Here is a 14,376-nt window from a genome sequence, read left to right as displayed (position 1 = left end):
GCCATGTCTGCCGAACGATCCTGTCACGTTGAATCCACTTGCTGCGCTCGCGCCAGCGCAGCGTCAACCGCCAAGCTGCAGCCGCAACAGGGTAGCGTGCTCAGCCGTATCCGCATTGTGCAGATGGACTGCCCGACCGAGGAGCGTCTGCTGCGCGAGGTGCTGGAAGGGCAGCCGGAGGTGCTTGAGCTGCACTTCAACCTGTTGCAGCGGGTTATGACTGTCCGCCATTGGCCGCAAGGCTTGGACGCTGTCCTGGCGGCCATCGACAGCCTGGGCTTTACCCCGCAGCTGCTCGGTGATGAACCTGCGCCTGCTGCACCCACGCGACCCTGGTGGCCGTTGGCCGTCGCGGGCGTGCTGGCGCTGGGCGCGGAGGTCAGTCACTGGCTGGACCAGCCCGGCTGGATCAGCGCCTTGCTGGCGCTGGCAGCCATTGCGCTGGGCGGGCTGGACACCTACCGCAAGGGCTGGGTCGCTGTGCGCCACCGCAGCCTGAACATCAATGCGCTGATGAGCATCGCGGTGACCGGCGCGGTGCTCATTGGGCAGTGGCCCGAGGCGGCCATGGTGATGGTGCTGTTCAGCCTGGCTGAGCTGATCGAGGCACGGTCGTTGGCGCGCGCCCGTGATGCGATTGGCGGTTTGCTGGCGCTGGCGCCGGAGCAGGCCAATGTGCGGCAGGCCGATGGTAGCTGGGCGCTGCAGCCGGTTGCCGAGGTGCCGCTAGGGGCGCAGATACGGATAGGCCCCGGCGAGCGCATCGCGCTGGACGGCGAGGTGCTGGAAGGGCGCTCCAGCGTCGACCAGGCGCCCATCACCGGTGAGAGCCTGCCGGTCGACAAGCAGCCGGGGGCGATAGTCTACGCCGGCACCATCAACCAGTACGGCAGCCTGGTCTACCGCAGCACGGCGCTGGCCGGCGGCACCACCCTGGCACGCATCATCGAGGCGGTGGAGCAGGCCCAGGCCCAACGCGCGCCGACCCAGCGGCTGGTTGACCGTTTTGCGGCCCGTTACACCCCGGCGGTCTGTCTGCTGGCCCTGCTGGTTGCCGTGCTGCCGCCGCTGTTGCTGGATGGCCAGTGGCTGGATTGGGTGTATCGCGCGCTGGTGCTGCTGGTGGTCGCTTGCCCTTGTGCGCTGGTTATCTCGACCCCGGTGACCATCGTCAGTGCGCTGGCCGCCGGGGCTCGCCGCGGTATGCTGATCAAGGGCGGTGCTTATCTTGAGTTGGGCGGCAAGCTGAACCTGGTCGCGCTGGACAAGACCGGGACCCTGACCGAGGGCCGTCCCAAGCAGACCGACTTTGCACTGCTGGCCGGGGACTCGGCCGAGCAGGTGCAGCAGTTGGCCGCCAGCCTGGCGGCGCGCTCCGAGCATCCGGTATCACGCGCTCTGGCCAGCGCCTGTGAGCTGCCTCGGTTGGAGGTGGCGGACTTTGCAGCCCAGCCGGGGCAGGGTGTCAGCGGCTTGATTGCGGGGCAGCGCTACCATCTGGGCAACAGCCGGCTGCTGACGCAACTGGGCCTGCGCGAAGACGCTTTGGGCTGGCAGGTGCAACTGCTGCAGCGTGAGGGCAAATCCGTGGTGCTGTTGTGCACCGACGACCAGGTGCTCGCCCTGTTTGCGGTTGCCGATACGCTCAAGGCCGGTAGCCGCGATGCGGTGCGAGAGTTGCACGCGCTGGGCATCGATACGCTGATGCTAAGCGGTGACAACGCGCCGACTGTGCAGGCCATGGCCACCCAGGTGGGCATTGACCAGGCGTTTGGCAACCTGTTGCCAGCGGACAAGCTGGAGGCCGTACGTGGCGAGCGCGCGCGCGGGCGCTGCGTCGCGATGGTCGGTGACGGTATTAACGACACCCCTGCGCTGGCGGCTGCGGACATGGGTTTTGCCATGGCGGCGGCGGGCACTGACACCGCGATTGAAACGGCCGATGTCGCCCTGATGGACGATGATTTGCGCAAGTTGCCCGCATTTGTCCGCCTGTCACGGCAGACCGTGCGGGTGCTGCGGCAGAACATCTGGTTGGCAATCGGCTGCAAGGCGGTTTTTCTGGGGTTGACCCTGATGGGGGCCGCAACCCTGTGGATGGCGGTGTTTGCGGACTTGGGCGTGAGCCTGCTGGTGGTGGCAAACGGGCTACGGGTGCTGCGAGAAGGCTGACCCGAAGACGAAATTGAATTTTCACTGGACTAAGGCTGTTTTCTGCAACAGACTGTTCTCAGTGGATGTTGACCATGCCGATCATGGCTGTCAGCTGAGTCAGCGCTTCTCCAAATAAAAACAAGATACGCGTGCCGCACTGAATGGCATGCAAGGAGCACATCATGAATCCTCGCTATTCTGCCTGGCTGCTGCCCGGCGTGGTCGCCATGGGGCTCTGTGTTGCCAGCCTGCTGGCATCGGCCCAGTCCGAGTTGGCGGCGCAAACCATCGCCGGTATTCCGGTCGCCCCCTTCGCCGATATCTTCAGTCGTTTCTGACGTCGCGCTCCCTGCCCTGGTTTATTGCCTGGTCTCAGTAGGTCGCTGCGATCTTTCGTCGCAGCACTGCCGGCCCGGCTGTGCTGCTGCTACACTGCCGCCATGACGCTGAGCCCCGCCCGCCGATCCCTTACTGCCTGGCTGCTCTATGCCAGCCTGCTGCTGAATGTGCCGACCTGTGGTCTGGCGCACGGACAGATGTTGGGGCTTGATCTGAGCGGCGCGGGTATCGTGTTTTGCTCCTTGGGCAGCGGCATGATCAACCTGAATGACGGCGACGCCTCCGGCGCTGGCATGCTGGCGGTCAAGTGCCCGGTGTGCGCCGTGGTGCTGGGCATGGGGCTGCTGTTTGCCCTGGCCTGGTTGGGCCTGCTGCGCCGCCCCCAGCGTCTGCGCCCACCTTTGGGCAGTTATCTTCCCCACCCTCGTTATCTCTGGCCCTCAGCCAATCCCCGCGCCTCGCCGGCGTTCTGACCTGTACCCCCTTTTGCATTCGTGTCGCGCTGTCCGCAGCAGAAGCTGAGCGCGCGCGAGCCCGTGTACCTGTCAGGAATGCCCTGCATGAAATCGACTTACCCGTTGTACGTTGGCGCGCTGCTGTGTGCGCCCTTTACCCTGGCTGCCGCCGAGCAGACCACTGAGCGAACTACCGAACTGCCTGCGCTGCTGATCACCGGTCAGCAAGGCCAGGATAACGCCTTGCAATTGGATACCCCCGCCGAGTCAGGCTCGCGTCTGGGGCTCAGCGTGCGCGACACCCCTGCCTCGGTCAGCGTCGTCGGCCGTGAGCAGATTGAACAGCGTGATGCGCTGGATACCCAGGACATGCTTTCCGGTGTGCCCGGGGTCACTGCTGCCTCGCCGCCCGGTCAGGCCGGCTTTGTCTCCTGGCGTGGCTTTACCGGCTCGCAGGTGACGCAGATGTTCAATGGCATCACCGTGCAGTACGACAGCATTGCCGCGCGCCCGGTCGACAGCTGGATCTTTGACCGGGTTGAGGCCATTGGTGGCGCCTCCAGCTTTCTCAACGGCGCGGGCGGGGTTGGCGGTTCGATCAACTACATCACCAAGTTGCCGGACCCTGCCGAGTCCTTCCGCGAGGCGCGCATCCGCTATGGCAGCTTTGATAGCAGCGAGCTGGCACTGGGCATCAATCAGGTGCTGAGCGAGGGGCCGGTGCGCAACACCCTGCGGCTGGATATCAGCCAGACCGACAGCAACGGCTGGGCTGACCGGGAAGAACGCAGCGCCTTTACCGGCGCGCTGTCGCTGCGCACTGACTTCAACGAACGGCTGTCGCACACGCTGGCGCTGGAATATCAGAACGAGCAGGTGGATAGCCCCTACTGGGGCACGCCAGCGCTGCAGCCATTGGGTGGCGAGATGAAGATCGACGATAGCCGCCGCTTCGAGAACTACAACGTCGAGGACGGGCGTTACGAGCAGCGGGTGCGCTGGCTACGCTCGATCACCGAGTATCAGCTGAGCGACCACACTCGGCTGCGCAACACCTTCTACCACTACAACACCCAGCGTGATTATCGCAATCTGGAGCGTTACACCTATACCGCCGACAACAGCCAGATCAGCCGCTCCGCCGCCTTGCTGCAACGCCATGATCAGGAACTCAACGGTAACCGTGTCGATCTGCTGCATGAAGGCATGCTCTGGTCCCGGCGCAGCGACTGGTCGCTGGGGCTGGATTACAGTCACAACGTGCAGACCCGTTACCCGCGTTCAATCTCGGCGGTGTTTGACGTGGTAGACCCGGATAACTTTGCTCCGGGCCAGTTCTACGACATTCCCGGCATGACGCCCGGCCATAATCCGCAGCGCACCAACGAGCTGGATACCTGGGCGCTGTATCTGGAAAACCGCACCGAGCTGACCGACCGGCTGGCGCTGATCAGCGCCCTGCGCCACGACTGGATTGACCTGGAGGTGACCAACCACCAGGCGCCCTCAGCGAGCAACCCGGCGTTCTTCAGCCAGAACTACGAGCCGACCACTGGCCGTCTGGGCCTGGTCTACCAGCTCACGCCGGTAGCCAACGTCTACGTGCAGTACAGCACTGCGGCGGACCCGCCCTCCGGCATTCTCACCACCGCCAGCTTCAGCCAGGTGCAGGACTTTGACCTGACCACCGGCGAGCAATGGGAGATCGGCAGCAAGCTGGACCTGTTGAACGGTCGCGGCTCGGCCACCGTGTCGCTGTATCGGTTGGAGCGTGAAGACCTCGCCACCGCGGACCCGAACAACCCCGGTCAGACCCTGCCGGTCGGCAAGCAGTCGGCCCGGGGTATCGAGCTGGCAGCGGCGCTGCAGGTCACCGACAGCGTGCGCGCCGAGGGCAACATGGCCTGGGTCGATGCCGAGTACGACGAGTTCAACGCCAACGTCGGCGGCAGCGCGGTGTCCTACGCGGGCAATCGGCCGAGCAACGTACCCAAACGGGTCGCCAACCTCTGGCTGAGCTGGGCGCCGCGCAGCGACTGGGAGCTGGGGCTGGATACCCGTTATGTGTCCTCGGTTTATGCCGACTCGGCCAACACCCGGTGGGTGCCGTCCTACACGCTGTTTGGGGCGCATGTGCGCTACCAGCTCAGCGCTGAGACCGAGCTGACCCTGCGCGGGCGCAACCTGACCGACGAGATATACGCCCGTCAGGCCGGCAGCAGCATGCTCTATCTGGGTGCGCCGCGCAGCGTCGAGCTAAGTTTGCAGACGCGCTTCTGACGCAAACGCCGCCGGCCTTGCGGTCGGCGGCCAGGAGACCCTGATGAAACGCTATCTGTATCTGTGGCATCGCTGGCTGGGGATCGCTGTGTGCCTGTTCATGGCCATGTGGTTCTTCTCCGGCATGGTGATGCTCTACGTTGGCTATCCCAAGCTGACGCCGCGTGAACACCTGGCGCACCTGCCTGCCTTGCCGCTGACCGATTGTTGCGCAGCGCCCCTGCAAGCCGGGGCAAGCTGGCCCGATGGGCTGACGCTGAGCAGCATCGCTGGCCAGCCGGTCTATCTGCTGCCACGCCCGGACCAGGCGCCGGTGGTGCTGGATGCCCGCTCGGCGCAGCCTCTAGGCCCGGTGGATGCAAGGCAGGCGCTGGCCGCTGCTGCGCAGTTTGCGCCGGCGGCGTCGGCTGAACTGCAGGCGCTGATCGATGAGGACGCCTGGACGCATTCGCGCGGGCTGGATGCCCATCGACCGCTCTATCGCATCGCCCTGCACGACGCAGAGCGTCGGCTGATCTATGTCTCCAGCCAGACCGGCGCGGTGGTGCGCGATGCCAGCGGCACCGAGCGGGTGTGGAACTGGGTCGGCACCTGGATTCACTGGCTCTATCCGCTGCGCGGCAATGCGCTGCAGCCGATCTGGAGCGATACCGTAATCTGGCTGTCGCTGATCGCCACCCTGATGGCGCTGCTGGGCATGGTGCTGGGTGTGTTGCGCTGGCGTCGCCGGCCCTATCGCAATGGCAGTCACTCGCCGTACAGCGGCTGGGCGCGTTGGCACCATGTGACCGGGCTGGTGGCCGGGGCGCTGCTGGTGGGCTGGATTTTCAGTGGGCTGATGTCGATGAACCCCTGGGGCATCTTCAGCCAGCGCGCAGCGCTGGACGTGGCGGCTTTCAGTGGCGCACCGGCGGCGCCGCAGACGGGCACCCAGTCGCTGTTGCGCCAGTTTCAGGCCAACGGCTGGCGACCGGTTGAGCTGCAGTGGCGGCAGGTGGCCGGTCGCTACTGGGTCACCGCGCGCAGTGCCGACGGCGAGCAGCGGGTGCTTGATGCGCACAACGGCCAACCGGTGGCGCAGCTGCCCGTTGAGCTGTTGCATGGTGCTATCGCGGCCATGGCCCCGGCCCGCCAGGTGCAGTTCGACTGGCTGAGCGAGTACGACTTCTACTATTACCCGCGAGCCGAACACAGCATGCTGGGGCATTTGCCCAAGCCGCTGCCGGTGCTGCGGGCACGCTTTGATGATGGCCGCTGGGTGGAAGTGGACCCTGCCACCGGTGCGTTGCTGAGCCAGAGCACGCCGGCGCGGCGGGTTTCGAGGGTGTTGTTTGCATTGCTGCACAGTTGGGATTGGCTGCCGCTGCTGCAGCGTCGTCCGTTGTGGGATATCTGGATGGTTGGCTTCAGTCTGGGCGGCTTGCTGATCAGCATCAGCGGTGCCGTGCTGGGGTGGCGTCGTTTGCGCAGGCGGGACCGACGGCGCGGGCGGTTGGCGAGGTCGGGCCGTGCCGCGGGGCAGCGGGTTTATACTGGCTAGCCTTAACGTCGGCAAAAAGGGGGAGGCGGTGAACAGCTTAACGCTCTGCTGGCAAGCCGGCGGACAGGACGCTGAGGCGTCTGGCCGACGCTTGCAGGTGCTGGTCGACGACCAGCCCTTGACCGCCTGGGTGCGCGACTATGAGCTGGCCTGCGATTACCATCCGTTTGCTGAGGACTTTCTGCTCGCCGCTGATGTGGATTGGTATTCGCTGACCAGTTGGCAACGCAGCGCCCAAGGTCAGGCGGCGCGGCTGATACTGCTGGGTTGTCGCTGCGGTGATGTGGATTGCTCGCAGTTGTATGCCGACACGCAGCTGTGTGGTGACTGGGTGCTCTGGCGCATTGGCGGCTGGCCGCAGCGTGATTATCGCGGACTGGGACCGTTCTGGTTTGAGTGGCAGGCTTATCGACAGCAGGTGCAGGGTGCGCTGGAGTCGCGCTGAGCGGATTCAGGCATTGCGCCCTGCTTTGCAGGGCGCAGCTCTCTCAGCGTTCCATTACCTGCTTGACGCTGGAAGAGGGGATAGCCTGCTCGCGGCCTTCGGCATCCTTGAAGATGTACATGCCCGAATCCGGATCCAGTTTGGGTTTGTTGTCGGTAGCGATCATCTGGCCATCGTTGGTACTGATGATGTACTCACTGGAGCAACCAGCCAGAGCGGTTGCACAGACCAACGCCAATAGCAGGTGTTTCATGGATAACACTCCTTGTGCATACAGCGCGCATCACACCCCGTGATGCGCTGCTTGATTCACCTTAGACCTGCTTTTTGCAACCCGCCACGCCTACTGGTTCACAGCATTGGGGTCGATGGAAGCGCCAGCGCCGAGTTCGTCGCGTTGCTGCGCCAGTTTGGCACCCTCGGCGGCGGTAAAGGCAAAGGTGCGTTCCGGATCAGCGGCACGCATCTGCAGCGCGGCCAGCTCCATGCCTTGGGCGACGATGATGTCGTGTTGACGCTGCTGCAGACCGTCAAGGATGGTGCGAGCGGCGTCATCCGGGTCGATGCCATTGTCGATATTGGTGTCCGAGCGCCCGCGCGCGGTGCCGCTGCCCTCTAGTGCGTTGCTGGCGATGGCGGTGCGCACTGAGCCCGGCAGGATCACGCTGACGCCAATGCCGTAGGCCTGCTCGACTTCGGCTCGCAGCGCTTCGAAGTAGCCGACCACGGCGTGCTTGGCGCCGCAATAGCCGGTGCGCAGGGGGGCGCCGACCTTACCGGCCACCGAACTGACCACCGCCAGCTGGCCGCTGCCCTGCTCCACCAGACGCGGCAACAGCAGCTGGGTCAGGGCCACAGGGGCCAGATAGTCGATCTCGATCAGTTGGCGGTAGACGTCGAAGCGGGTGTCCAGCGCCAGGCTGCGCTGGCTGATGCCGGCGTTGTTGATCAGCAGGTCGATGCGGCCTTGCCAGGCCCAGGCTTGCTCCACCAGTGCCGGCAGGCGGTCGTAGTCGGTGGTCTCGAAGGGCAGCACCAACGTGCGTTCAGGTGCCAGCGCGGCGAGCTGCTGCAGCGCCTCGACCCGGCGACCGGACAGAATGACGGCGGCGCCGTCGGCCAGCAGCGCTCGGGACAGGGCCTCACCGATGCCCGACGAGGCGCCGGTAATCCAGACTACGCGGGAAGCAAAGCTCATGATTGTTGTTCTCCGTTGTTGAGCGGGCGGCAGCGGCCCGGGGAGGCCCACCTTATGCCCAGCCCTGTCACGGAGACTGTCACGCGGGTGACAGTTGGCCGAGGGCGCAGGCCAGTGGCTGGCACTGCGCCTGCAATCAGCTCAGTTGCTGGTCAGCGCGGTTTGCAAGGTGCTGACATCCAGCTGGTTGGCGCTGGCGTAGGACATGAACGATCGCGAGGTGCCAGACCAGGCAGACAGCAGCGCCGGCAGGTTGCGGGCGATGGTCGTGGCGTCGCCCAGGCTGCTGGTCAACTGCGCAGCGGCCATGGGGTTGGACAGCAGCGAGCCGGCGGCACCTTGAGCGTTGTTGATCCACTGGGTGAAGGCGCCACTCAGCTTGCTCCCCTCCTGGATGCCGGCAGTGTAGTACGGGATCGCCTCGATCAGGGCGGCGCGGTTCTCACCGCTCATGGCGGCGGCCTGGCTCAGGGCATTCTGAATCAGTTGCTGGTTGGTGCTGGTCAGCTGGGTGTCACGCAAGATAGCGTCGGAGTCGCTGACGCCGCCAACGGCGTACTGCTGGGCAGCATTCAGCGTCTGGGTTGCTGCATCGGTGTTGCCGGTGGCCTGCAGGGTTTTGGCCTGGGCAATCAGCATGTTGTTCATGCTGGCATTGAAGCGCAGCATCAGGTCGCTGTGCTGCTGGTCCAGCGCTGCGGTATCGGTGCTGCTATCGCCTTGGGTCGCGGTGTTCAGTGCCGCGCCAGCGACCGACTTGAGAGTGTCCAGGCCAAATGCCTGGGCTTGGCCGGTGGCCAGCAGGCCGGTGGCGATCAGACCGATAAGGCCTGCTTGGATGCGTTTGCTGTTCATGTCCATTGCTCCTGAAAGGGGGTCACGCTCACTGTGAAGCGCCCGGTTCGCTGCCAGCTCTGCGGCGCTGATGGCTGACGCAGAGCTGCTCGGCAGCGTCTGTTCTGACGGGCGTGGCGACTTTACAGCAAAACGCCATCAGTGGCGCACCCTGATTCAGGGGGTTTCCGTCGGCCGCTGAGGATTGGGGAAGCGCAGGGTGAAGGTGGTCGGGCCATGTGGCTGACTGCTGACATCCACCTCGCCGTGGTGCAGGTGCATGATCGATCGCACGATGGCCAGACCCAGCCCTGTGCCGCCGGCGCTGCGGGCGCGGCCGTAGTCTACCCGGTAGAAACGGTCGAACAGATGCGGCAACTGGTCGGCCTGGATGCCAGGGCCGGTGTTGGTGACGCTGATGCGTTTCTCGTTGGGGGCTGACTCCACGGTCAGTGTGATCTGGCTGCCCTCGGCGCAGTGATTGATGGCGTTGTGCAGCAGGTTCGAAAGGGCGCGCTGGATCATGAGCTGGTTCCCTGTCACCTCGGCTGCACCCAGTAGCTGCAGGCTCACCCCGCGCTCGTCGGCGAGCACCTGCAGCAGCGCCATCACGCGCTGCGCCTCATGCTGCAGTTTGACCTCGGTGGCTTGCGGCGGTGCTGTCTGAGCCTCAGCCTGGGCGAGGAAGAGCATGTCGGTCACGATGCGTCCCAGACGCTCCAGCTCCTCAACGCAGCTTTCCAGCACTTCACGGTACTCGGGTTGGCTGCGCTCCCGTGTCAGCGTCACCTGGGCCTTGCCCAACAGGTTGCTGATAGGGGTACGCAGCTCGTGCGCCAGGTCGTCGGAAAACTGCGCGAGCTGCCCCACCCCCTCATCCAGGCGCTCGAGCATATGGTTGATGCTATCAGCGACTTCGGCCAGTTCGCGGGGTAGTCGCTCGGCCGGAATGCGGTGCGACAGGTATTGGGTCGAGACGCGTGCGGTCACTGCCCGGAACTGGCGCAGTGGCGCCAGGCCGCGTTGGGCCAGCCACCAGGCACCGGCGCTGATGCCAATGACCAGTAGTGGCAAGGCCAGCAACATCGCGCGCAGGTACTCGGCGAGCAGCTGGGTGTCGTTGTCGCGGGCGTAGCTCAGTTGCACCCAGAGTGAGCTGCCATCGGGCAGGCGCACTTGTTGTGAGCCGGTGAGGATGCGTTGCCCCTGGGCGTTCTCCCAGTGCCAATAGCGCACCTGGTTGTTGCCTGCCTGGCGCGGGGAGATGGGGGGCGAGAGCAGGGTGTCGCTGCCTGTCAGCGGCGTGCCGGGTTCGCTGGCATCCAGCAGTGTCAGGTGTAGTTCTTCGTGACCGATCAGCACGTCCTGCACGCTGTGCGGATCGCTCTTGAGCTGAGACAGGGTGACGTTGTTTTCGCTGAGAAGATGGTCGATCTGGCGCAACTTGCCATCGAGCTTGTCCAGGGCGCGTGCGGTCAGCTGGTGGCTTAGCGAGAAGTAGGCCAGGGCTGCCAGGCCGAGCACCAGCGCACCGGTCATGGCGGCGAAGCCCAGGCCCAGACGGGCGGACAAGGTGGCAGGTTTCAATCGCGTACCTCCAGCACGTAGCCGACACCGCGCAGGGTGTGAATCAGCTTGGGTTCATAGGCGTCGTCGATTTTGGCGCGCAGGCGGCGAATAGACACATCGACCACGTTGGTATCGCAGTCAAAGTTCATGTCCCACACCAGCGAGATGATCTGGGTGCGCGACTGTACCTCACCTGCGCGTCTCATCAGCAGGTGCAGCAGGGAGAACTCCTTGCTGGTCAGATCGATGCGTTGCTTGCCCCGGTAGGCGCGATGGCGAGACGGGTCCAGTTCCAGGTCGGCGACATGCAGGATGTCGTTTGCGGCCCTTTGCTCTGTGCGGCGCAACAGGGTGCGTACCCGCGCCAGCAGCTCCGGAAACTCGAATGGCTTGACCAGATAGTCGTCGGCACCCATTTCCAGCCCCCTGACCTTGTCGTCGAGCCGGCTCTTGGCCGACAGCAGCAGCACCCGGCAGTCCAGTGTTTGCTTCAGGCGCTTGAGCACGTCCCAGCCGCTGAGGCCGGGCAGGTTTATATCCAGAATGATCAGGTCGTAGTGCTGTTGCGTGGCCAGATGATGGCCATCGATGCCGTTGTCGCTGGTATCGACTACATAGCCGTTTTCACTCAGCCCTTGATGGAGATAGGCCGCAGTTTTCGGTTCATCCTCAATGATCAATATACGCATAGCAGTCGTCGTAGTGGCGGTTGTGTCGCCGGGTGGATGGAGGTGTTGGCACATCTTCAAGCCTGAAGCCCCTACAGGGTCAACAGGAGAGTGAGGGCATGGTATTACAAGCCGAAGAGCCCGTGCGTTTGCTGACATATTTGTCATTTTGCAGTCACCCTGACGACAGGGGGGGCTGGCTAGAGTCGCTGCCAGATGGTGCCCGTACCCTGTGCAGGGCGCTGAAGCTCACTCTCTGGACGCCGTGGTTCAGGGCGTCCTGATCGCTGCAGGTATACTGATGTCCGCTGTTGTTAAGCTGAGGCGGCGTGCCAGCGCGCTGCTGCTTGTCATTCTGGCCCCGGTTGCTGGCGCCGCAGAATCCCTCACCCTTGAGCAGGCCATGGCGCTGGCTCTTGAGCAAAACCCGGCGCTGCAAGCCGTCAACCGAAATGCTGGCATCGCCGCAGGCGAGCGTCGCCAGGCTGCCTTGTTGCCCAATCCCGAACTCTCCTGGGAGATGGAAGACACCCGCAAGCGCACCAGCACCACCACCATTCAGCTGAGCCAGTCGCTCGAGCTGGGTGGCAAGCGTGCGGCACGTATTGACCTGGCTGACAGCGAGATTGGCATGGCCGAGCTGGCCAGCACGCAACAGCGTAACCAGCTGCGCGCTGAGGTGATTCGAGCCTATTACGCGCTGGCTCACGCCCAGCGCCGGGTATCGCTGGCAGAGCAGGCCGAGACGCTGGCGCGCCGAACAGCGCAGGCGGCAGAGCGCCAGGTGAGCACCGGCAAGCTGGCGCAGATCGCCCAGACTCGTGCTGAGGTGGAGCTGGCCAGTGCCCGTGCGCTGGCGCGGCGGGCTGAGCAAGCGCAACGTGCCGCAGATATCGCCCTGTCCAGTCTGGTGGGCCGCCGTGTCTCGGTGCCGGAAGACGTGCCGCTGTTGCCGCCACCGCCGGCCGAGAGTCTGCGTGCGCGGCTGCCCAGTTCCTTGCAAATCCAACTTGCGGAGCAGGATGTCAGTCGCGCTGAGGCGGCCATGGGCGTGGTGAAGGCCGATCGTATTCCTGACCTGACGGTAAGCCTGGGTAGCCAGTACAGCGAAGAGACCCGCGACCGTGTGAATGTGGTCGGCTTCTCCTTGCCGTTGCCGCTGTTTGATCGCCAGCAAGGACGCATGTTGGCGGCGGCCGAGCGGGCCGAGCAGGCGCGCGACCTGCGGCGCGAACAGCAGCGCCGAGCCGAGGCGTCGCTGGAACAGTTGTTGGGCAGCTGGCAGGCCGCCGATGAGGAGGCCCAGCTGTATCAGCGCGAGATACTTCCTGCCGCTGAGTCAGCGGTAGACAAGGCTGCGCGCGGTCTGGAGATGGGCAAGCTCGACCTGCTGGATGTACTGGATGCGCAACGCACCCTGATTGATGTCCGCAGCCGCTATCTGGACGCGCTGGACACCGCCGTACAAGCCCGGGCCGAGGCAACGGCGATGCTCGGTGACCTGCCGTGAGCCGGTCGATTGCCAGAGTCCATGCGATTGCTTTTGCGCAGCCTGGCAGCTGCGCATATCTACCTGTGCGGGAGTTTGTATGAAAGGTAAAACACGTTGGTTGGTGATGCTGTCGGTGCTGGTACTGGCCGGCGGAAGTTATGTGCTGCTGGGCGAGGGGCGCACCCAGGCGGTTGACGGCCGCGCAGCGGCGAACGCGGGGCCGGGTGCCCATGGTGAAGACGATGGGCACGGCCACGAGGAAGAAGCCGAACACGATGATGAGCAAGGGCACGATGAAGAGGCCGACCACGAGGAGGGCGGCGAAGAGGGCCACGCGGAAGGGGAGCATGACGAGGAACAGGGTCATGGCCCGGCGGCAGTCAGCCTGACGCCGGAGCAGATTGCCCGTGCAGGCATTGTGTTGCAGCCGGCCGCGGCCGCCAGTGTCGGCCGGACGCTGCGCCTGCCGGGCGAAATCGGCTTTGATCAGGATCGCACTGCGCACGTCCAGCCGCGCAGTTCCGGGGTGGTGGAGCAGGTGCTGGTGAGCCTGGGTGACCAGGTCAGCCGTGGTCAGGTGCTGGCAGTGCTGTCCAGTCAGCAAATCTCCGAACAGCGCAGCGAGTTGGCAGCCGGTCAACGTCGCCTGGCGTTGGCGCGCACCGTGTTTGAGCGCGAGCAGAAGCTGTGGCAGGAAGGCATTTCCGCGCAGCAGGACTTTCTGGCTGCGCGTCAGGCGCTGCAGGAGGCTGACATTGCCGTTACCAATGCGCGCCAGAAGCTCAACGCGCTGATTGGCAGCAACGAGTCTGAAACCGGCAGTCGCTACACGCTGACCGCCCCCTTTGACAGCGTCATCGTTGAAAAGCACCTGGTCGTGGGCGAAACCGTCACCGACGCTGATGTGGCTTTTGTGCTGTCCGACCTGAGCCGGGTGTGGGCCAACTTCAGTGTGTCGCCGGGTGACTTGAGCCAGGTACTGGTGGGCCAGATGGCCACGGTGCGCTCGCCTGACCTGAACACGAGCGTCCAGGGCAGGGTGGCCTACGTGGGCAGCCTGTTGGGCGAGCAGACCCGTACGGCGACGGCCCGCGTCACATTGGAAAACCCGGATGGGGCGTGGCGTCCGGGGCTCTTTGTCAATGTTGAGGTGTTGCATGCCGGCCGCGAGGCCGCGGTGACCGTGCCCGAGGGGGCGATTCAGTCGCTGGAGGGCCAGGACAGTGTATTTGTGCGCCGCGCGGACGGCTTTGTTGCCCAGCCTGTGCGTCAGGGCGCTAAGGGTCGTGGCCGTGTGGAGATTGTAGAGGGCCTGGACGCGGGTGCCGAGGTGGTCGTAGACGGCAGCTTCATCCTCAAGTCAGAGCTGGGCAAAGGCTCGGCGGAACACTCACATTAAGCG

At 64.7% G+C, this 14,376-nt stretch carries 13 protein-coding genes; 8 read left to right on the top strand and 5 right to left on the bottom strand.

Annotated elements, in window-relative coordinates; genetic code table 11:
- Window positions 1–3 precede the first annotated feature (3 nt).
- From HV822_RS07435 to HV822_RS07410, 6 genes are all read left to right on the top strand, one after another.
- Window positions 4–2,172 (top strand): heavy metal translocating P-type ATPase, encoded by a 2,169-nt coding sequence (locus HV822_RS07435; RefSeq protein ID WP_238873122.1) that lies wholly within the window; start codon window positions 4–6, stop codon window positions 2,170–2,172.
- 164 nt (window positions 2,173–2,336) lie between these two features.
- The gene (locus HV822_RS07430) at window positions 2,337–2,492 is read left to right on the top strand and encodes a hypothetical protein (protein WP_238873120.1); all 156 of its coding nucleotides are present in this window, start codon (window positions 2,337–2,339) and stop codon (window positions 2,490–2,492) included.
- A 102-nt stretch (window positions 2,493–2,594) separates the two neighbouring features.
- Window positions 2,595–2,966, top strand: a complete 372-nt coding sequence (locus tag HV822_RS07425) for a DUF2946 family protein (RefSeq protein WP_238873118.1) — start codon at window positions 2,595–2,597, stop codon at window positions 2,964–2,966.
- An 87-nt stretch (window positions 2,967–3,053) separates the two neighbouring features.
- Window positions 3,054–5,228, top strand: coding sequence for a TonB-dependent receptor (locus HV822_RS07420; RefSeq protein WP_238873116.1), 2,175 nt, complete (start codon window positions 3,054–3,056; stop codon window positions 5,226–5,228).
- Between the two features lie 43 nt (window positions 5,229–5,271).
- The gene (locus HV822_RS07415) at window positions 5,272–6,768 is read left to right on the top strand and encodes a PepSY domain-containing protein (protein ID WP_238873114.1); all 1,497 of its coding nucleotides are present in this window, start codon (window positions 5,272–5,274) and stop codon (window positions 6,766–6,768) included.
- Window positions 6,769–6,796: 28 nt separating this feature from the next.
- Complete coding sequence (locus HV822_RS07410) at window positions 6,797–7,213, top strand: hypothetical protein (protein WP_238873113.1); 417 nt, start codon at window positions 6,797–6,799, stop codon at window positions 7,211–7,213.
- 43 nt (window positions 7,214–7,256) lie between these two features.
- Here the strand turns inward: HV822_RS07410 and HV822_RS07405 are convergent, their stop codons facing one another.
- From HV822_RS07405 to HV822_RS07385, 5 genes are all read right to left on the bottom strand, one after another.
- Window positions 7,257–7,466, bottom strand: a complete 210-nt coding sequence (locus HV822_RS07405; protein ID WP_238873111.1) for a YgdI/YgdR family lipoprotein — start codon at window positions 7,464–7,466, stop codon at window positions 7,257–7,259.
- A gap of 90 nt (window positions 7,467–7,556) precedes the next feature.
- Window positions 7,557–8,411 carry an SDR family NAD(P)-dependent oxidoreductase gene (locus HV822_RS07400; protein WP_238873109.1) on the bottom strand — a complete coding sequence of 285 codons (855 nt, stop codon included), beginning with the start codon at window positions 8,409–8,411 and terminating at the stop codon, window positions 7,557–7,559.
- Between the two features lie 141 nt (window positions 8,412–8,552).
- Entirely contained in the window at window positions 8,553–9,266 is a 714-nt protein-coding gene (locus tag HV822_RS07395) for a hypothetical protein (RefSeq protein ID WP_238873107.1), read from the bottom strand.
- Between the two features lie 156 nt (window positions 9,267–9,422).
- A complete protein-coding gene (locus HV822_RS07390; RefSeq protein WP_238873106.1) occupies window positions 9,423–10,832 on the bottom strand; it encodes a heavy metal sensor histidine kinase in 1,410 nt (469 codons plus the stop codon).
- Window positions 10,829–11,503 carry a heavy metal response regulator transcription factor gene (locus HV822_RS07385; protein WP_238873104.1) on the bottom strand — a complete coding sequence of 225 codons (675 nt, stop codon included), beginning with the start codon at window positions 11,501–11,503 and terminating at the stop codon, window positions 10,829–10,831. Before HV822_RS07385 ends, HV822_RS07390 begins: the two co-directional genes overlap by 4 nt.
- Window positions 11,504–11,783: 280 nt before the next feature.
- On the opposite strand from HV822_RS07385, the gene HV822_RS07380 reads away from it, so the two are divergent.
- Both HV822_RS07380 and HV822_RS07375 read left to right on the top strand, forming a co-directional pair.
- Window positions 11,784–12,992: a TolC family protein gene (locus tag HV822_RS07380; protein ID WP_238873103.1), complete on the top strand. Its 1,209-nt coding sequence runs from the start codon at window positions 11,784–11,786 to the stop codon at window positions 12,990–12,992.
- Between the two features lie 79 nt (window positions 12,993–13,071).
- Complete coding sequence (locus HV822_RS07375) at window positions 13,072–14,373, top strand: efflux RND transporter periplasmic adaptor subunit (RefSeq protein WP_238873101.1); 1,302 nt, start codon at window positions 13,072–13,074, stop codon at window positions 14,371–14,373.
- Window positions 14,374–14,376: the final 3 nt, after the last annotated feature.

The sequence above is a fragment of the Halopseudomonas maritima genome, assembly GCF_021545785.1.
In the GTDB taxonomy this organism is placed as follows: Bacteria; Pseudomonadota; Gammaproteobacteria; order Pseudomonadales; family Pseudomonadaceae; genus Halopseudomonas; species Halopseudomonas maritima.
Note: the sequence above shows the minus strand (reverse complement) of the source record. Positions and strands in the feature narration are given on the sequence as shown.